Genomic DNA, 18,528 nt, shown 5'->3' on the forward strand with positions numbered 1-18,528 from the left:
TGTTAAAGGTTGCTTGATGCTCTCAGTCTAGCGCGTGGTCATCGCCAGCCGAGCACGTCGCGGACCACGGCCTGCGAGAAGGGAGAGCCGTCATCGGGCACGCCGCTCAGAGACTCGTGTGACACCATCGCGCCTTCGGCTCCGGCAGCCGCCGTGATGCCCTCGAGCGCTGCGCGGATGCGCGGTCCGGCCGCCCGAGCGTACTCCGCGTCTCCACGGCGGGAGACATGGGGGAACACGACCAGCTCGGCGACCCCTGTCGCGGCGCGCCGGGCGGCGACCACCACCAGGGTCGGCGGGACGGAGTGCTGCAGCACGCGGGGAAGCGGGAACGGCAGATCGTCGGTCCACTGCCCCTGCCAGAGACCTCGACGCGAGCGCGTCTCGTCTCCGATCTCGAGGGCGGCCGACGTCCACTCCGAGCCCTGCTCGCGGAGAGTCGCGTCGAGTCCGTCGTCCCGACTCTCGAACCCCTGCTCCTGCAGGAACTCGCTGGCGATGCGCACCAGTCGGGGAGCATCCGATCTCGCCACCCAGCGGGCTCCGCGCAACGGGCCGTCGAACTGCAGACGGCGGGTCCGAGCATCCCGGCCCGATCCCTGCGGGTGCGAGCCGCCCGGCACGTCAGCTGGCCTCGCTGAGCACAGCGTCGGTGACCTCGTCGATCTTGGTCGAACGGATGGGGTGACCGCTGGTGGACAGGCAGCGCCCGGTCTTGAGGTCCCACTTCCAGTCGTGCATGCTGCACGTCAGGATGCCGTCCTCGTCGACCTTTCCGGTCTTGGTGAGATCGGCGCGCAGGTGCGGGCAGCGCCGCTGCACGAGCCACTCCCCGACCTCGGCGTCCTCCGTCTGGTCGGTCTGCTCCTGATACCAGTTCTCGACGTACTCGATGCGATCCACCGAGAGGCACTTGAGGAAGGTCGTCAGGAACTCGTTGAACTTGCCGCTGCGGCCGACGCTGAACTGCATCGAGAGGAAGATCGAGTTCGACCAGTCGATCTCGTGATCGCGGATGTTCGTGGAGACGAGATCAGCGGGGATCGTGTACCAGTAGATGCACTCCTCCCCCGCGTACTCGCGGACCTTGGCGCGGGGGAAGTCCACGACCATGTCGAGGTCGCCGATCTTGAACCGGACGCACCCGCCGACACCGAGGCGGATCGTGCGCGACTTCTTCAGCAGCGGCTCCCACCACCCCTTGAGCGCCTCGAGGATCTCGGCCGCCGGGAGCACCTGCGCGCGGGAGGCCTCTTCGTCACGGATCTCCTGCTGCCTGCTCGACCGCTGCTCCTCGAGATACTCCCACTTCTCGTCGAAGATGTGAGCCAGCTCGGCCTCGGTGTACAGCGACTGCTCGGTCGTGACGTCGCCGTCCTCGACGGTGACGACGGTGCCCGGCACGAACAGGTGGCCGTCGTACTGCGGAGACAGCTCCTTCATGTGGGCGAGGAACTGCTTCTGATCCGTGAAGATCGACTCGCCGTTGCGGCCGACGCCGTTGAAGTCGAAGAGGTCGTCGCGCAGGAACATGGGCGGTCCCGCCATCGGGAAGACGTGCGGGGCGTCGACCTTGTCGATGTAGTACATCGCGCGCTTGTTCTGCGCCTCGCGCTTGAGCCGCGCGAAGTTCTGCTTCGCGTCGAGCGGCAGGTCGTAGACCATCGGCCACCAGATCGCGCCAGACACCTGTGTGAAGTACGCGTCCGGCTTGCCGAAGTGCAGCAGCGTCTCGAGATCGAGCGGGTGCGAGTCGTTCTGGTTGAGCACAGACCCCGTGCCGTCGTCGACACTGAGCGAGGAATCGCCGATCGGGCCGTCGCTGGGCGCGCGCAGCGGCGTGATCATGATCTTGAGGTCACCGCGCTCGATGATCTCGCCGGCGGGCGCGTAGGTGATGTTCGTGTATCCGAGCGCACGGATGTCCTGCTCGAGATCGTCGATCGGATACTCCGGCAGCAGCACCTCGATGTCCTTGCGGATGTACCGCTCGAGCAGGGCCGGATCGAAGTGGTCGCGGTGCCGGTGCGAGATGTAGAGGAAATCCGCCTCGCGGCCGAACCGTTCCCAGTCGAGTCCCCGGTTGTCGGGGAACGGGAACCACGAGCCGAAGAACGACGGCCCCAGAACCGGGTCGCAGATGATGTTCCCGCCGACCGTCTCGATGAACATCCCGGCGTGGCCGAGTCCGGTGATCCGCATGCAATCCTCCTGAGGTGAACCGTTCGATTCTACCGGCGGCCCCCTGTGCGACCGCGGTGACCGGCCGGGAGAAATCAGCTCCCGTCGAAGAGCCCGCGGATGTCCTCTGCCGTGAGGGACTGCGCGAACAGCTGCTCGTCATCCATCACGGCGGTGAACAGCCGGGCCTTGCGTCTCTGCAGTTCGAGCACCTTCTCCTCGATCGTCCCCGTCGAGATCATGCGGTAGACGAAGACCTGGCTGGTCTGTCCGATGCGGTGCGTGCGGTCGATCGCCTGGGCCTCTGCCGCCGGGTTCCACCACGGGTCGAGCAGGAACACGTAGTCGGCCTCGGTGAGCGTGAGACCGAAGCCACCCGCTTTGAGGCTGATGAGGAACACGGGCTGCTCCCCCGTCTTGAAGGAATCGATCACGTCCTGCCGGCGTCGTGTCGAGCCGTCGAGATGGGCATAGGGGATGCCGGCCGCGTCGAGTCGCGCCGCGGCGAGGTCGAGGAACGACGTGAACTGGCTGAAGACGAGCGCACGGTGGCCCTCGGCCTGCAGCTCCGCCACCCGATCGAGAAGGATGTCGAGCTTGCTCGAGCCGATCTCCGCATCGTGGTCGTCGATCAGCTCCGGGGCGAGGCTGAGCATGCGCAGCAGCGTGAGCGAGCGGAAGACGATGAACCGGTTGCGGTCGAGATCGTCGAGCAGCCCCAGCACCTTCTGTCGCTCCCGCTGCAGGACGACGTCGTAGAGCTCGCGGTGGGCGGGACTGAGCTCGACCTCGAGAAGCTGCTCCTGCTTCGCCGGCAGATCGGATGCGACGAGTTCCTTGGTGCGGCGGAGCATGAGCGGTCGGATGCGACGGCGCAGCTGCGCGAGACGCCGGGCACGGTACTCGCCGCCCTCTTCGTTCTCGGGCACCTTGCCCTTCTCGATGGGCTGGATGTAGCGGTCCCGGAACTTCCGCGCGGACGGGAAGAGTCCCGGCGCCGCGAGCTTCAGAAGTGACCACAGCTCCGACAGGCTGTTCTCCATCGGCGTTCCGGTCACCGCGTAGGTGACGTCGGAGCGGAACGTCGAGATCGCCCGATGCAGCTTGGTCTTGGGGTTCTTGACGAACTGCGCCTCGTCGAGGATGAGGCCCGCCCAGTCGATCTCGCGGAACTCCTCCTCATCGAGCCTGGCGACCGTGTACGAGCTCACGACCACATCGGCGGACGCCGCAGCGTTGCGCAGCGCGGACGCGCGCGTGGCACTCGTGCTCTCGACGACGGCGACCCGCAGCGCGGGGGTGAATCGGGCGGCCTCCGAGCGCCAGGTGCTGAGCACCGAGGTGGGGGCGAGCACGAGGAACGGGCGGGTCTCGCCGCTCTCCCTGGTGTGCTGGATGAAGGTCAGGAGCTGCAGCGTCTTGCCGAGGCCCATGTCGTCGGCGAGGATTCCGCCCAGGCGATGCTTCCAGAGGAACGCGAGCCAGTCGAAGCCGGCCTTCTGATATCCGCGGAGCTCGGCGTGGAGGCCGGCCGGGACGCGAGTGGCCGGCACTCCCTCGGCGCGTCGCAGTCCCTCCGCCGTCGCACGCCAGCTGACGGCCGGCTGCGACTCGTCGGCGAGGTCCTCGAACTCCTCCCAGAGATCGACCTGATAGCGGTTGATCCGCGGGCCGGTCTCCCACTCGTCGAGCTCGCCGGCCTCTTCGATGAGGTCTCGAAGGCGGTCGAGTGCCGGATGACTCAGCGAGAAGTAGCCGCCGTCCGCGAGGAGCAGCTTCTTCTTCCCCTTGGTCAACGCCGTGAAGAGCGGTCCGAACGGGATCCGCCGCCCGTCGATGGAGACGAGGATGCCGAGGTCGAACCAGTCGGCGTCCGGGGATTCGACCGTCGTGACCGTGACCTGCGGGTCTCCCGTGAGCTCGCGGTACTCCTTGCGAGCTCCCTGCGACTCGACCCGCACCCCGACCGCCTCCAGGGCGGGCACGAGCTGCGCCACGAAATCCGCCGCATCGATGTCGTGCAGCGAACCGGCGGGGCGGAAGCGGGTGGTGCGGTGCTCCTGCCAGACCGCCTCGATCTCGGCCCGTCGAGCGGCTTCGACGGCGGCGTCGCGCACGGCCGAGGTGGTCCACGCGAACGGCACGGTGCCGAAGCTGCCGTACGACCATCCGAAGTCGTAGCTCACGACGTCGCCGCGTTCGAACACGACGGTGAGGACGGGGGTCGGCTCGGGAACCTCGGGAAGGCGCACCGCCCCCACGGCACGGACGGAGGCCCGCCGGGCGAGCAGCGGGTAGGCGTCGTCGATGAACGCCTGCTCTTCACCCGGCGGGACCACGACGGGTGCGGCTGAGGCGAGGAGCGTGCGCGTCTGCTCGCTGAGCGGCGCCTCGGCGAGCACGATGTCCATGCGATTGCCCGTGAGCCGGGCCGTGTACAGCCCGGTCCGGCCGATGGGGTGCGCATCGGCGGCGTCGACCTCGCTGCCGTCGACCGACACCTCGGCGCCGATCGACAGGGAGCCGTCGTCGCCGCGTGTGATGGCGGCCGAGACCGCCGCCGAGCCGGCGAGTCGCACGGTGGCGTGCTTCTGGCTGGGCACGAGGGGGATGCCGGCCTCGGCGCCGCTGCGCAGGTGCGCCCACAGCAGCACCGACTCGATCTGGTCGAGGACGAGCCATTCGCCCGCGTTCCCGGACAGCAACGAGTCTCGCGAGATGCTGAGGAGATCTCCGAACCAGCGTGTCTGCGTGCGCCCGAACTGTGCGGCGTCGCGACGCACCGTGTCCCACCCGGCGCTCCCCTGGATCCACGCTCCCGTCTGCGCGCTGCGCATCAGCGGTCGGATCGCGAGAAGCAGCTCCCCCGACGGGCGCGCCAGGTCTCGGAGCGTGGCCGCGCGCATCGGGCGGGGGCCCCAGTGGTTCTCGGCGCGGGACTCGCGATGACGAAGCTCCACGCCGAGCGCGAGGGGCTGCGCGTGACGCGTGACTTCGGGGTCCAGGAGCGTGCGCCACGACGTCGCCGCGGGCCGCGGTGGTCTCGGGGACGGCTCGGGCGGCGTCTCGAGCGCCACGGCCTGCTGCGAGTACTCGTGCACGTTCGACGCCAGGACCGTCGCGACGACGTGCTTGCACCCCGTGCGCACGGGACAGGAGCAGCGGGTCGTGCGCATCCGACGTCGACCGTTGGATGAGACGAAGGTGATCTCGGTGAGGTAGGGCGTGTCCTGCCCGCCGCGCACGTGTCCCTCGAGTTCGAGCAGGTCCTCGTGCCACACCACGTCGAGCACGTTGCCCTCGCGGAAGTACGCGAGACCGCGCTTGTAGCCACCGGCGTCGGTGATCTGCATGATCTCGCGGAGATCGACGTGCGGCGCGGACATACCCTCATCCTTCCCGCGGGCACCGACATCATCGATGTCGGGCCGCGGCTCAGCCCTCAGACGGCGCGGGCCACCCGTGCCAGCACACCGTGGACGAACGCGCCGGAATCGTCGGTCGAGAACTCCTTGGCGAGTTCGACCGCCTCATCGATCGCGACGGCCGTCGGAACCTCGGCGTTGAACAGGATCTCCCAGACGCCGATGCGCAGCAGCGCACGGTCGACAGCGGGCATCCGCTCGAGCTTCCAGTCGCGGCTGTGGGTGGTGATCTGCTCGTCGATCTCGTCGCGGTGATCGATGATGCCGTCGACGACCTCGCGCGCGTACAGCCACGAGGCCTCACGAGCGGGCTCGGACGCCGCGCGCTTCGCTTCGGAGGCGAGAGCGACGGCGATCTCGTCGCCGCGGACGTCGGCGGAGAACAGGATGTCGAGTGCGCGCTTGCGCGCCTTCGTGCGGGCGCTCACGCCTTACTTCTCGCGGCCGAGGTAGTCGCCCGTGCGGGTGTCGACCTTGACCCTGGTGCCGGTCTCGACGAACAGCGGGACCTGGATCTCGTACCCGGTCTCGAGCGTGGCGGGCTTGGTGCCGGCCGACGAGCGGTCGCCCTGCAGGCCGGGCTCGCTGTACGTGATCTCGAGGATCACCGATGCGGGAAGGTCGATGTACAGCGGGTTGCCGTTGTTCAGAGCGATCGTGACCTGCTGGTTCTCCAGGAGGAAGTTCTTCGCGTCGCCGACGGTCGCCGCTCCGACCGTGATCTGGTCGTAGTCGGACTGATCCATGAAGACGTAGCCGTCGCCGTCGGTGTACAGGTAGGTGAAGTCGCGCCGATCGACGTTCTCGATCTCGACCTTCGCACCCGCGTTGAACGTCTTGTCGACGACCTTGCCGGTGAGCACGTTCTTCAGCTTGGTGCGGACGAACGCGCCGCCCTTGCCCGGCTTCACGTGCTGGAACTCGACGACGCTCCAGAGCTGGCCTTCGAGGTTGAGGACGACGCCGTTCTTGATGTCTGCGGTAGATGCCATGCGCTGAGGGTTCCGTTCGTGGGTGAAAGTTCTTGGGTCGCCGAGCCTGTCGAAGCGCGAGCCGACAGTCGATTCTACGGGATCAGCGCTGCGAGCTGCCGCACCGCGCTCGCGTACCCCTCGACTCCTTCGCCGATCACGCGGACCGTGGCCACGTCGTGCAGGTAGGAGTGGTGACGGAACTCCTCCCGCGCATAGACATCCGAGATGTGCACCTCGGCGAAGGGCAGGCCCACCCCGGTGAGCGCGTCACGCAGCGACACCGAGGTGTGCGTGAGCCCCCCGGGGTTGATCACGATCGCCGCGCAGTCCTCGCGCGCCGCGTGGATCGCATCGATGAGCACGCCCTCGTGGTTGCTCTGGATCGCCCGCACGTCGAAGCCGGCCTCCGTCGCCGCCGCGCGCGTGAGCACCTCGACGTCGGCGAGGGTGGCCGTGCCGTACACATCGGGTTCGCGGCTGCCCAGCAGATTCAGGTTCGGTCCGTTGACGAGCAGGATGCGCCTGGTCACTCGCCGACCTCCTGATAGGCGGCGAAGAGCAGCGACTCGTCGGGCGCCTGGAGAACCGTCGGCTTGGCGATGTCGTCGAGCAGGATGAACCGCAGCATTCCGCCACGGCTCTTCTTGTCGCGCTGCATGGTGGCGAGCAGCTGCTGCCAGGCGCCGGCCCGGTACGAGGTGGGCAGACCCAGCGACTCCAGCACGGTGCGGTGCCGTTCTGCCGACGCGTCGGACAGACGACCGGCGAGCCGCGAGAGCTCCGCGGCGTACAGCATCCCGACGGAGATCGCGGCTCCGTGGCGCCAGCGATAGCGCTCCGCGTGCTCGATGGCGTGCCCGAGCGTGTGGCCGTAGTTGAGGATCTCGCGCTGCCCCGCCTCGCGGAAGTCGCTCGAGACGACCTGTGCCTTCATGTCGATCGCGAGCTCGATGGCGCGGCGGAACTCGGGCGTCGTGGTGTCGACCGCGCGGGACGGGTCGGCTTCGACGATGTCGAGGATCTCGGGCGCCCAGATGAAGCCCGCCTTGACCACCTCGGCGAATCCGGCGGTCGCCTCGTTCGGGCTGAGGCTCGCCAGCTCGTCGAGGTCGCCGATCACCGCCCGGGGAGCCCAGAAGGCTCCGACGAGGTTCTTGCCCTCGGCCGTGTTGATGCCGGTCTTGCCGCCGACCGACGCGTCGACGAGGCCGAGCACGGTCGTGGGGACGTGCACGACCTGGATGCCGCGCAGCCAGGTCGCGGCGACGAAGCCCGCGAGATCGGTGACGGCTCCTCCGCCGTAGCCGATCACGGCGTCCGTGCGGGTGAAGTCCGCCTGCCCCATCACCTGCCAGCAGAACGCGGCGACCTCGACGCGCTTTCCCTGCTCGGCATCCGGCACCTCGGCGAGGAGCACCTCGCGGGGCCCCTCACTGACGTCGGCGAGCAGCCGGTCGCGCAGCTCGGCGGCACGTGCCGCGAGCGTCGGCGGATGCACGACGAGCACCTTGCGCACGCCCGGCGCCAGGGCCGCTGAGACGCGATCGAGGATGCCTCGTCCGATGCTGATGTCGTAGGGGTTCTCCCCCGTGACCGTGATTGTCGTCGTGCTCATTCCTGATCTCTCCTCCATGCCACGATGTCCTCCGCGATCCGCTGCATCGGACGCCTGGACGTGTCGAACGTCACACTCGCGACCTCGTCGTACCATCCGCGACGCTCCTCGAAGATCTGCGTCCAGCGCACGACCGGGTCGTCTCCGTCGAGCAGCGGGCGACCGCCCGTGGCGATCCGATCGGCGACCGCCGCCGGGCTCACGGTGAGGAAGACGACGGGATGCTCTCGCAGCAGCTCCCGCGTGCCGGCGTCGGTGACCGCACCGCCGCCGAGGGAGATCACTCCGCCCTCGTCCAGTGCGCGGGCGACGGCGGATCGCTCCAGTGCGCGGAAGTGCCCCTCACCGTGCGACTCGAAGATCGACGGGATGGACCCGTGCTCCGAGACGACCCGCTTGTCGGTGTCGATGAACGGCAGCTCGAGCGTGCGCGCGACGCGCCGCCCGATGCTGGTCTTGCCGGCCGCCATCGGGCCGACCAGCACCAGCGTCAGCGGCTCAGCCCCGTTCGTCATGCGCGATGAGCGCGGCCTCGGACGCGGGTGTCGTCCGCAGCTCGGCGGGAATCGCCGCGAGGTAGCCCTCGAGGTTGCGCCGCGTCTCTCGGACGCTGTCGCCGCCGAACTTCTCGAGCACCGCACGCGCGAGCTCGACCGCGACCATGGCCTCGGCCACGACTCCGGCTGCAGGGACCGCACAGACGTCGGAACGCTGGTGGTGCGCCGTCGCGTCTTCACCGCTCGCGACGTCGATCGTGCGGAGCGCGTGGGGAACGGTCGCGATCGGCTTCATGCCGGCGCGGACGCGCAGGACGGTGCCGGTCGACATGCCGCCCTCGGTGCCTCCGGCCCTGTCGGATCCGCGGCTGATGCCGTCGGGCGTCGCGAAGAGCTCGTCATGTGCGGCTGAACCGCGGCGTCGGGTGGTCTCGAAGCCGTCGCCGACCTCCACGCCCTTGATCGCCTGGATACTCATCAGGGCCTGCGCGAGGCGGGCGTCGAGGCGGCGATCCCAGTGGACGTGAGACCCGAGCCCCGGCGGAAGACCGTAGGCGAGCACCTCGACGATGCCGCCCAGCGTGTCGCCGTCCTTCTTCGCGTCGTCGACCTCGGCGACCATGCGCTCGGAGGTGGCCGGGTCGAAGCAGCGCAGCGGATCGGCATCCAGCGTGTCGACGTCGTCGGGGGTCGGCAGCGCCGATCCCTCGGGCACGCGCACGGGACCGATCGACAGCGTGTGGCTCACCAGGCGGATGCCGAGCTCGCCGAGGAACGAGCGGGCGACGGCTCCGAGGGCGACCCGCGCGGCGGTCTCGCGGGCGCTGGCGCGCTCGAGGATCGGACGCGCCTCGTCGAAGTCGTACTTCTGCATTCCCACGAGGTCGGCGTGACCGGGACGAGGGCGCGTGAGCGGGGCACCCCGGCCGCGGGACTTGTCGGTGAGGTCGACCGGCTCGGGGTTCATGACCTCGATCCACTTCGGCCACTCGGTGTTGCCGATGCGCAGCGCGATCGGGCTGCCGAGGGTCTTGCCATGGCGGACGCCGCCCGAGATCGTCAGCTCGTCCTGCTCGAACTTCATGCGGGAGCCGCGGCCGTAGCCGAGCTTGCGTCGCGCCAGATCGGCCTGGATGGCCTCGGACGACACCGGGACGCCGGAGGGCAGGCCCTCCATGACGGCAATGAGTTCTGGGCCGTGAGATTCGCCGGCCGTGAGCACGCGGAGCATTGCTCTAGTCTCCCATGCGTTTCGAGGGATCTCGTGCCGCGTTTCGCGCTACGACGACAGGACGGCGCGCATGGCCGCCACGACGGCGTCCTCGTCGGGCAGCCGCCGCGACGGATCGCCGCGGTGGAAGACCCGGATCTGGCGCACCGCCTGGTGCAGCAGCATCCCGAGCCCGGAGACGGCCGGGCCTCCGCTCCATGACGACGCCAGCGCGGACGGCCAGGGCGAATAGGCGACGTCGAAGAGCACGCCGCCGGCCGCTGCGAGTCGCGACACCGCGTCGGAGTCGATCCTCGCGCCGCCGGGGAGCGTCGCGATCGTCAGCTCCACCGGGTCCGGAGCGGCGTTGAGATCAGTCGCCGACATCTCGATCTCGAGCCGGGCACCGAGGTCGATCAGTGGTGCGGCCCGTTCGGGTAGACGCGCGCGCACGTCGACCCTGCTCGCCCCCAGCTCGGACGCCGCGACGAGCGCCGATGCGGCGGTCGCCCCTGCGCCGAGGATCCTCACCCGGTCGATCGCCGTGAGACCTTCGTCGGCCAGGGCATCGACGATGCCGCCGACATCGGTGTTGAATCCTCGGACGTCGTCGCCGAGGAGGAGCGTGTTGACCGCTCCCGTGAGCTCGGCATGGCGGTCGAGTGAGTGGGCAGCCCGGTGGGCCTGTTCCTTGAGCGGCATCGTGAGCGAGAGCCCGCGCCAGGAGTCGTCCAGCGACTCCAGGGCCTCGGTGAAGCCGTCGTCGCCGACCTGGCGCCGCGAGTACTCCCAGTCGACGCCGAGCACCGCATACGCCGCGGTGTGCAGCTGCGGCGATCTCGAGTGCGCGATCGGGTCTCCCCAGACCGCGAGTCGACGTCGGGTCATCCGGCCGAGCATCCGCCGTCGGGGTTCGCCTTGCACCACTCGCCCCACTTCTCGACGCCCTTGAGGTGCTCCTCGTAGGTCTCCGAGAACTGCGTCTCGCCCGTGGCGAGATTGACCGTCACGAAGTAGAGCCAGGGCCCGTCGGCGGGGTGCATGGCGGCGTCGATCGCGGCATAGCTCGAGCTGGCGATGGGGGTCACCGGAAGGCCCGTGTGGACGTAGGTGTTCCACTCGTTCGGGTCCTCGAGCGCCTCGGCCGAGCTCGAGACGACTCCCTCGTGCAGAGAACCGTAGCCGTACTGCGCGGTCGAATCCATCTGGAGCTTCATGTCGATGTCGAGGCGGTTCTGGATCACTCGCGACACCTTCGGGAAGTCCGCCGTGAGCCCCTCGCGCTGGATGATGGATGCGATCGTCAGAATCCGCTGCGCGTCCTCGGCCGGGACACCGGCCTCGTTCAGCGCCTCGTGGGTACGGTCGACCATGCGCTGGATGACCTGCTGCGCGGTCACGCCCGGGTCGAACGTGTACACCGCGGGGAACAGCCACCCTTCCAGTGTCTGCGCGGTCACGCCGTAGGCGGAGGGATCGGCGACAGCGGCCTCGAGGTCGGCCAGGGGGATGCTCAGCGACTCGGCGATCCCCGGAAGCGAGGACTCGACGGTCGCCCCCTCCCCCACGCTCGCCGAGTTCTCGAGCTTGTTCGCCGGATCCCGCAGCGCATCGAGCGCCGCCTCAGCTGTCATCTTCTCCTGCAGGCGGTAGTTGCCCGGATAGAACGTGACGGCGATGCCCTCGTCGACCAGGTAGTCGTAGAACACGGTCTCCGTGCGGGTGACTCCGGCCTCGTACAGCGCGGTCGAGACCGGCGATCCGGTGTCGCCCTCCTTGACGGTGACGAGCACCTCGCCGGTGGCGAGCCCCGGCTCCCAGTCATCGGGTTCGCCCCACCCGAGAGCGTCGCTGATCTTGTCGCCGTACGTGTTCATCGCCCAGACGCCCGTGGCCGCGAGGCCCCCGATCACGGCGAGGATGATGATCAGTGCGACGAGGCACCCGGTGCGCCGCTTCTTCTTGGGCGGCTTGCCGCCGGATTCGTCATCGGCATGGCTGTGGAAGAGGTCTTCGAGACGTCCCCCCGCGCCATCGCGTTCGACCGGCAGCGGCTCCGACGGTGCGGATGCGCCCGGGGAGGGATCGGCTGTCGCGGCGGAGGTCGCGGCGAGGGTGGAGGATCCGATCGGCCGCTCCGCACCATCCGCGGGTACTGCTCGTGTCGGAACGCCGTCTCGGCGGAGCTCGGCATCGGAGAGAGACTCGGCCGTCTCTCCCGCCTCGACGGGTGACTCCGGCGACGGCGTCGTGTTCGACTGCCCGGCCCCGGGGAGCGCGGGCCGGGAGGCGGCCTCGCGGGCGGCACGTCGGGATCCGGGCGCCGGGGGCGTGTCATCGACCGTCGGGATCTGCTGCGTCGGCTCCGGCAGGTTCTCGAACAGGTCGCTCAGACGGGCGTCCGGATCGTGCCGGGGGGAAGCACTATCGCGTTCGGGCATTGTCAGGAAGACTCCTCATCGAGCGGAATCGTGTCACCGGGCGGGTTTCCGGTGCTCTTCTCCGTGTCGATCGCCTGCTGCAGCAGAACCACCGCGGCGACCTGATCCACAATGCTACGAGAGTTCTTCTGAGTTCTCCCCGAAGATCGCAATGCGGCGTGTGCGGTCACCGTGCTCAGGCGTTCGTCCACGAGTCTCGTCGGTATCCGTGTACGCGTGAGAAGCGCCGCTGCGAACTCCCGCGCGTCGAGCGTCGATGCGGTGTCGGCGCCCTGCATGTTGACGGGGAGTCCGACCACCAGCTCCAGCGGCTCATACTCTGCCGCGAGAGCGGCGATGCGCTCGACCGCATGCTCGTTGCGCGGCACCGTCTCCACGGGCACGGCGAGCATGCCGTCGGGGTCGCATCGGGAGACCCCGACACGTGCCCTGCCGACATCGACTCCGAGGCGCACGCCGCGACGGAACCCGCTCACGCTGTCTGCAGCTCCTGGGACACGGCCTCGAGCGCCGCGGTGAGCGCCGCAGGATCCGTGCCGCCGCCCTGCGCCACATCGTCACGTCCGCCGCCCCCGCCGCCGAGCACCGATGCGGCGCGCTTCGCGAGCGCTCCGGCCTTGGCGCCCGCTGCCCGCGCGGCGTCGTTCGTCGCGACGACGACCACGGGGCGGTCGTTCACGATTCCGCCGAGAGCGACGACCGCGGCCTCGGAGCCGAGTCGGTCACGGACTCCCAGCACGAGCTCGCGCACGTCATCGGCCGAGGCCACTGCGCCCAGCGACTGTGCGGCCACGCGGAAGGCTCCTACGCGAGCGGCGGCGTCGGCGATCGCCGGCACCTGGCCCGCGCGCTCCTTGGCCTCGAACTGCGCGATCCGCTTCTCGGCCGCCTTGAGGCTCGACGACAGATCGGCGATGCGCTCGGCGAGCTGGTCACGGGGGGTCTTGAGCGACGAGGTCAGCTGCGACACGAGAGCGCGCTCGGCCGCGAGCTCGCGGAAGGCATCCTGCCCCACGAGCGCCTCGATGCGTCGGTTGGACGCGCCGACCGAGGATTCGCCCACCACGCTGACCAGTCCGATCTCGGCACTGGTGTTCACGTGCGTTCCGGCGCAGAGCTCGCGAGACCAGGGCCCGCCGATGTCGACCATGCGGACGACATCGCCGTACTTCTCGCCGAACAGCGCCATGGCGCCGGCTTCCTTCGCCTCGTCGAGCGAGACGATCCGCGTGGTCACCTCGAGGGCGTCCTGCACGGCGCGGTTCGCGATGTCTTCGATCTCGGTGCGGGTGTCGGTCGAGAGCGCCTGGGACCAGGCGAAGTCGAAGCGCATGTATCCCGCACGGTTCAGGGACCCCGCCTGGGTCGCCGTCGGACCGAGCGTGTCGCGGAGCGCGGCGTGCACGAGGTGCGTCGCGGAGTGCGCCTGACGCGCGGCACGCCGATTCGCGGCGTCGACGACGGTCGTCGCGGCATCATCCACCGCGACCGACCCGCGGGTCACCTCGACGGTGTGACTGATCAGGCCGGGGACGGGACGCTGCACGTCGAGCACCTCGAGCTCGAAGCCAGGACCGACGATGACTCCCTTGTCGGCGACCTGACCGCCCGACTCGGCATAGAGCGTCGTCTCGGCCAGCACGACCTCGGCGATCTGACCCTCAGCCGCGCTCTGCACGACGTGCCCGTCGACCAGGATCCCGAGGATCCGTGAATCGACCTCGAGCTCGCTGTAGCCGTCGAAGCCCGTCTCGCCGAGCGCCCGCAGATCGCGGTACACCGACACGTCGGCGAGCTGGCGCTTGCGGTTGCGTGCATCGGCCTTCGCGCGGGAGCGCTGCTCCTGCATGAGCGAGTCGAAGGCGGCGCGATCGACGTTCAGGCCGGCTTCTTCCGCGACCTCGAGAGTGAGATCGATCGGGAACCCGTAGGTGTCGTGCAGAAGGAAGGCTTCGCGGCCGCTCAGCGATGCATCGCCCTTCTTCTTGGTCTCGTCGAGGGCGAGGTCGAGGATGGTCGACCCCTGAGCGAGCGTGCGGCGGAAGGTCTCCTCCTCGGCGAAGGCCGATGCGGAGAGAGTGGCCCACTCGGTCTCCAGCACCGGGTACGCCGACTTCATCGCGTCGCGCGATGCGGCGAACAGCTCGGGGAACACCGGCTCGTCGACGCCGAGCAGGCGCATCGCGCGGACGCTTCGGCGCATGAGACGGCGCAGGATGTAGCCGCGACCCTCGTTCGACGGACGCACGCCGTCGGAGAGGAGCATGAGCGAGGAGCGCACGTGGTCGGCGACGACGCGGAAGCGGACGTCGTCGTCATGCTCCGCACCGTAGCGACGACCGGAGAGCTCGACGGCACGGTCGAGGACGGGACGCACCTGGTCGGTCTCGTACATGTTCTCGACGCCCTGCTTGAGGAAGGCGACGCGCTCGAGGCCCATCCCGGTGTCGATGTTCTTCTGGGGCAGCTCACCCACGATGTCGAACTCGGTCTTCCCGCGGATGTTCTCGATGAAGTCCTGCATGAACACGAGGTTCCAGATCTCCAGGAACCTCGAATCGTCAGCGGCAGGACCACCGTCCTTGCCGTATGCCGGGCCGCGGTCGAAGAAGATCTCGGAATCCGGGCCGCCGGGGCCGGGCTGTCCGGTGTTCCAATAGTTGTCGGCACGGCCGAGGCGTTGGATGCGCTCGGGCTTGAGGCCGATGATGTCTCGCCAGATCGCCTCCGCCTCGTCGTCCGTCTCGTAGACGGTGACCCAGAGGTCCTTCTCGTGGAAGCCGAGGCCGCCGTCGGCCTCGGAGCTGGTCAGCAGCTCCCACGCGTAACGGATCGCGCCCTCTTTGAAGTAGTCGCCGAAGGACCAGTTGCCCATCATCTGGAAGAAGGTGCCGTGTCGCGCCGTCTTGCCGACCTCTTCGATGTCGTTCGTGCGGATGCACTTCTGCAGGTCCGCGATGCGCGGATGCGGCGCGGGGACCACACCCGTGAGGTACGGGATCATCGGCACCATTCCGGCGACCGTGAACAGCAGAGACGGGTCGTCGCTCACGAGAGAGGCCGACGGGACGATGACGTGGTCGTTCTTCTCGAAGAAGTCGAGGTAGCGCTGCGCGATCTCCGCAGTGTTCATAGGGGTGCCGGATGTCCTTGCGTACAGGGTGTGGAAGAGCGGACGGTGCGACGCGATGCGGCCGACGGGCCGCCGCGATCAGTCGTCTGCGGGATCTGTGAGCCGCGCCTGCTGCTCGCGGTAGGCGTCGCCGATGATGCCGGTGAACTCGTTGAAGCGAGCATCGACCTCGGTGAGGATGTCATGACCGCGAGGGTCTTTGTTCATGAAGTGCGCCGCGACGAAGCCGCCGATCACACCGATCAGGAACCACAGCACGTTCTTCATGTCGTCATCCTTGCCCTTGACCCGCGAAGGCGGGGTGTCTCCATCGTATGCCGAAACGACAGAAGGCGTCGGGTGACCCCGACGCCTTCTGCGGAAAAGCTGAACTCAGCGAGCTGCGTAGTACTCGACGACGAGCTGCACTTCACAGGTCACGGGGACCTCGGCGCGCTTCGGGCGACGAACCAGGCGAGCCTGGAGCTTGTCGAGCTCGACCTCGAGGTAGCCGGGAACGGGAGGCAGGACCTCGGCGTGACCGCCGGCTGCTGCGACCTGGAAGGGCTCGGTGCCCTCGCTCTTGGCCTTGACGTGGATGAGCTGACCCGGCTTCACGCGGAAGGACGGGCGGTCGACGAGCTGGCCGTCGACGAGGATGTGACGGTGCACGACGAGCTGGCGAGCCTGCGCGGTGGTGCGGGCGAAGCCCGAACGCACGACGAGCGCGTCGAGACGCATCTCGAGGAGCTCGACCAGGTTCTCACCGGTCAGGCCCTCGGTACGACGAGCCTCGTTGAACGTGTTGCGCATCTGCTTCTCGCGGATGCCGTACTGCTCGCGCAGACGCTGCTTCTCACGCAGACGGACGGCGTAGTCGCTGTCAGCCTTGCGCTTGGTGCGGCCGTGCTCACCCGGAGCGTAGGGACGCTTCTCGAGGTAGCGGGCGGCCTTCGGGGTGAGCGGGATGCCGAGGGCACGGCTCAGACGGACCTTGCGGCGGTCCTGGGACTTCGTGGTCACGAAGTGTTCCTTCCGATGACGCGGTCGTGTCTCTCACGACTCGCGGACGTATCGTCCGCGTTCTGCCTTGGAGCGCACGCCGGGGCGCCAGCAAGGTGTGGTGTGAACGAGGAGATGCCCGAAAACACGGTTTCGAGCCGATCAAGTCTAACAGATTCGGCTCAGCGCCCGTCGAGGATGCGACGGATGCGCTCGAGCCGCGCCGAGATGTCGCGCTCTGCCCCGAGATTCTTCGGTTCGTAGTAGCGCTTGCCCTGCAGCTCATCGGGCAGATACTGCTGCGGGAGGATGCCGAACTCGCTGTCGTGCGGGTACACGTAGCCACGACCGTGGCCGAGCCGCTTGGCCCCCGGATAGTGCGCGTCGCGCAGGTGGAGCGGTACGCGTCCGAACCCTCCGGCACGGATGTCGGCGATGGCGGCGTCGATGCCCGTGTATGCCGCATTCGACTTGGCCGTCGTGGCGAGATACACGGTGGCCTCGGCGAGCGGGATGCGCCCCTCCGGCATGCCGATGAAGGCGACGGCGTCGGCGGCCGCGACCGCGATCGAGAGCGCCTGAGGATCGGCGAGACCCACGTCTTCGGAGGCCGAGATCACGAGACGGCGCGCGATGAAACGCGGGTCCTCCCCCGCTTCGATCATGCGTGCGAGATAGTGCAGCGCCGCGTCGGGGTCCGACCCGCGTATCGACTTGATGAACGCGCTGATGACGTCGTAGTGCTCGTCACCCTGCCTGTCGTACCGCAGAAGCGCCTTGTCGACGGCCTGGGCCACGTCGTCGGCGGACGCCTCCGGCACGTCGCCCTCGCCGCCGCGGGACAGAGCGACCGCAGCCGCCGCCTCGAGTCCGGTGAGCGCACGGCGGGCGTCGCCGGACGCGAGCCGGATCAGAGCGGCCCGCGCATCGTCGGCCAGGGTCACGGCCCCGTTGAGCCCACGTGCGTCCGTCACGGCCCGGTCGACGAGGAGTCCGATGTCGTCGTCGGTGAGCGGCTGCAGCGTCAGCAGGAGCGAGCGCGACAGCAGCGGGGAGATGACCGAGAACGACGGGTTCTCGGTCGTGGCGGCGATGAGGATGACCCACCCGTTCTCGACGCCGGGCAGCAGCGCGTCCTGCTGGGCCTTCGTGAAGCGGTGGATCTCGTCGAGGAACAGGATCGTCGTCTGGCCGTACAGGTCGCGCTGGGTGATCGCCTCCTGCATCACCTCGCGGACGTCTTTCACGCCGGCCGTGATGGCGGACAGCTCGACGAAACGGCGCCCGGACGAGCGGGCGATCGCCTGTGCGAGCGTGGTCTTCCCCGTGCCCGGCGGGCCCCAGAGGATGATCGACACAGCGCCGGGAGACGTGGCCGCGGGGTCAGCCAGAGCGACGATCGGCGATCCGGCACGCAGCAGGTGCTTCTGGCCGGCCACCTCGTCGAGGGAGACGGGGCGCATGCGCACGGCGAGGGGCGTCTGCCCGGAGAGCAGTGCGGCGGAGGTCATCAGTCCAGGCTAACGCCGGTGACCGACATCGCGGTCGGGATCGGTGGGATGCAGCGCTCGCCGGTAGGCTCGGGGACGTCGGTGCCGCCCAGCGCCGCGTTGTCTCATGTACGCCGAGAGTTGACGTCCACGAAGGAGCACGGCATGGCCGCACGCGGGTCCAGGAACGCGCAGCAGCGCACCGAGGCGGAGCGCGCACGGCTCCACACCGCGCGCACGCAGTGGCACGCCGGACAGATCCGCCGCCGGGTGCGCGACAACACGGTCGCCGGCATCGTCGGTGCGTTGATCATCGCAGCCGCCGTCGGCAGTCAGGTCGTGCACGCGCAGGTCGCCCCTCCGGCTCCGGCTCCCACCCCGACGGTCGCGCCCACCGACGCTCCCCTCCCCGAGGAGACGCCGCTGCCCGAGGAGACCGTGCTCCCCGATCCCGCTCCCTCGGAAGAAGTCCCGGCGGAGCCGACTCCGGCCGGCTGATCGAATCCGGCACCGACTGATCGAGTCGGGCGAGGGCCCGGCGTGACCGGCGAGAGCCGGGTTTCGCGGGCGACGACTGGCCA

General features: G+C 68.9%; 17 protein-coding genes. 1 reads left to right on the forward strand and 16 read right to left on the reverse strand.

Annotated elements, in window-relative coordinates; genetic code table 11:
- Positions 1-38: 38 nt before the first annotated feature.
- From HWD99_RS05825 to HWD99_RS05900, 16 genes are all read right to left on the reverse strand, one after another.
- Positions 39-533 (reverse strand): hypothetical protein, encoded by a 495-nt coding sequence (locus tag HWD99_RS05825; RefSeq protein WP_241795278.1) that lies wholly within the window; start codon positions 531-533, stop codon positions 39-41.
- A gap of 91 nt (positions 534-624) precedes the next feature.
- Entirely contained in the window at positions 625-2,202 is a 1,578-nt protein-coding gene (locus HWD99_RS05830; RefSeq protein ID WP_241795279.1) for a Rieske 2Fe-2S domain-containing protein, read from the reverse strand.
- A gap of 74 nt (positions 2,203-2,276) precedes the next feature.
- A complete protein-coding gene (locus HWD99_RS05835; protein WP_241795280.1) occupies positions 2,277-5,567 on the reverse strand; it encodes a DEAD/DEAH box helicase in 3,291 nt (1,096 codons plus the stop codon).
- A 56-nt stretch (positions 5,568-5,623) separates the two neighbouring features.
- Positions 5,624-6,034 (reverse strand): transcription antitermination factor NusB, encoded by a 411-nt coding sequence (gene nusB, locus HWD99_RS05840; protein ID WP_241795281.1) that lies wholly within the window; start codon positions 6,032-6,034, stop codon positions 5,624-5,626.
- Between the two features lie 3 nt (positions 6,035-6,037).
- Positions 6,038-6,598 carry an elongation factor P gene (gene efp, locus HWD99_RS05845; RefSeq protein WP_241795282.1) on the reverse strand — a complete coding sequence of 187 codons (561 nt, stop codon included), beginning with the start codon at positions 6,596-6,598 and terminating at the stop codon, positions 6,038-6,040.
- Positions 6,599-6,672: 74 nt separating this feature from the next.
- A complete protein-coding gene (aroQ, locus tag HWD99_RS05850; RefSeq protein WP_241795283.1) occupies positions 6,673-7,110 on the reverse strand; it encodes a type II 3-dehydroquinate dehydratase in 438 nt (145 codons plus the stop codon).
- Positions 7,107-8,195, reverse strand: coding sequence for a 3-dehydroquinate synthase (gene aroB / locus HWD99_RS05855; protein WP_241795284.1), 1,089 nt, complete (start codon positions 8,193-8,195; stop codon positions 7,107-7,109). Before aroB ends, aroQ begins: the two co-directional genes overlap by 4 nt.
- Positions 8,192-8,710: a shikimate kinase gene (locus tag HWD99_RS05860; protein ID WP_241795285.1), complete on the reverse strand. Its 519-nt coding sequence runs from the start codon at positions 8,708-8,710 to the stop codon at positions 8,192-8,194. The genes aroB and HWD99_RS05860 overlap by 4 nt, the downstream gene beginning before the upstream one ends.
- Positions 8,694-9,923, reverse strand: a complete 1,230-nt coding sequence (aroC, locus tag HWD99_RS05865; protein WP_241795286.1) for a chorismate synthase — start codon at positions 9,921-9,923, stop codon at positions 8,694-8,696. Before aroC ends, HWD99_RS05860 begins: the two co-directional genes overlap by 17 nt.
- 48 nt (positions 9,924-9,971) lie before the next feature.
- Positions 9,972-10,790, reverse strand: a complete 819-nt coding sequence (locus HWD99_RS05870; protein WP_241795287.1) for a shikimate dehydrogenase — start codon at positions 10,788-10,790, stop codon at positions 9,972-9,974.
- Positions 10,787-12,343, reverse strand: a complete 1,557-nt coding sequence (mltG, locus tag HWD99_RS05875) for an endolytic transglycosylase MltG (protein ID WP_241795288.1) — start codon at positions 12,341-12,343, stop codon at positions 10,787-10,789. Before mltG ends, HWD99_RS05870 begins: the two co-directional genes overlap by 4 nt.
- A gap of 2 nt (positions 12,344-12,345) precedes the next feature.
- Complete coding sequence (gene ruvX, locus HWD99_RS05880) at positions 12,346-12,819, reverse strand: Holliday junction resolvase RuvX (RefSeq protein WP_241795289.1); 474 nt, start codon at positions 12,817-12,819, stop codon at positions 12,346-12,348.
- Positions 12,816-15,476 carry an alanine--tRNA ligase gene (gene alaS / locus HWD99_RS05885; protein ID WP_241795290.1) on the reverse strand — a complete coding sequence of 887 codons (2,661 nt, stop codon included), beginning with the start codon at positions 15,474-15,476 and terminating at the stop codon, positions 12,816-12,818. The genes ruvX and alaS overlap by 4 nt, the downstream gene beginning before the upstream one ends.
- Positions 15,477-15,554: 78 nt before the next feature.
- Complete coding sequence (locus tag HWD99_RS05890; protein ID WP_241795291.1) at positions 15,555-15,743, reverse strand: hypothetical protein; 189 nt, start codon at positions 15,741-15,743, stop codon at positions 15,555-15,557.
- Between the two features lie 105 nt (positions 15,744-15,848).
- Entirely contained in the window at positions 15,849-16,478 is a 630-nt protein-coding gene (gene rpsD, locus HWD99_RS05895) for a 30S ribosomal protein S4 (RefSeq protein ID WP_194763930.1), read from the reverse strand.
- 161 nt (positions 16,479-16,639) lie between these two features.
- Complete coding sequence (locus HWD99_RS05900) at positions 16,640-17,968, reverse strand: replication-associated recombination protein A (RefSeq protein WP_241795292.1); 1,329 nt, start codon at positions 17,966-17,968, stop codon at positions 16,640-16,642.
- 144 nt (positions 17,969-18,112) lie between these two features.
- On the opposite strand from HWD99_RS05900, the gene HWD99_RS05905 reads away from it, so the two are divergent.
- On the forward strand, positions 18,113-18,445 hold the full coding sequence (locus HWD99_RS05905; protein WP_241795293.1) for a hypothetical protein: 333 nt from the start codon (positions 18,113-18,115) through the stop codon (positions 18,443-18,445).
- Positions 18,446-18,528 lie beyond the last annotated feature (83 nt).

This window comes from Microbacterium sp. C5A9 (assembly GCF_022627955.1).
Classification (GTDB): Bacteria; Actinomycetota; Actinomycetes; order Actinomycetales; family Microbacteriaceae; genus Microbacterium.

Coding starts and splice junctions, on each gene's coding strand:
- HWD99_RS05830 (WP_241795279.1), bottom strand. CDS start 2,202: ATGCGGATCACCGGACTCGGCCACGCCGGGATGTTCATCGAGACGGTC.
- HWD99_RS05835 (WP_241795280.1), bottom strand. CDS start 5,567: ATGTCCGCGCCGCACGTCGATCTCCGCGAGATCATGCAGATCACCGAC.
- efp (WP_241795282.1), bottom strand. CDS start 6,598: ATGGCATCTACCGCAGACATCAAGAACGGCGTCGTCCTCAACCTCGAA.
- aroB (WP_241795284.1), bottom strand. CDS start 8,195: ATGAGCACGACGACAATCACGGTCACGGGGGAGAACCCCTACGACATC.
- HWD99_RS05860 (WP_241795285.1), bottom strand. CDS start 8,710: ATGACGAACGGGGCTGAGCCGCTGACGCTGGTGCTGGTCGGCCCGATG.
- aroC (WP_241795286.1), bottom strand. CDS start 9,923: ATGCTCCGCGTGCTCACGGCCGGCGAATCTCACGGCCCAGAACTCATT.
- HWD99_RS05870 (WP_241795287.1), bottom strand. CDS start 10,790: ATGACCCGACGTCGACTCGCGGTCTGGGGAGACCCGATCGCGCACTCG.
- mltG (WP_241795288.1), bottom strand. CDS start 12,343: ATGCCCGAACGCGATAGTGCTTCCCCCCGGCACGATCCGGACGCCCGT.
- alaS (WP_241795290.1), bottom strand. CDS start 15,476: ATGAACACTGCGGAGATCGCGCAGCGCTACCTCGACTTCTTCGAGAAG.
- HWD99_RS05890 (WP_241795291.1), bottom strand. CDS start 15,743: ATGAAGAACGTGCTGTGGTTCCTGATCGGTGTGATCGGCGGCTTCGTC.
- HWD99_RS05900 (WP_241795292.1), bottom strand. CDS start 17,968: ATGACCTCCGCCGCACTGCTCTCCGGGCAGACGCCCCTCGCCGTGCGC.
- HWD99_RS05905 (WP_241795293.1), top strand. CDS start 18,113: ATGGCCGCACGCGGGTCCAGGAACGCGCAGCAGCGCACCGAGGCGGAG.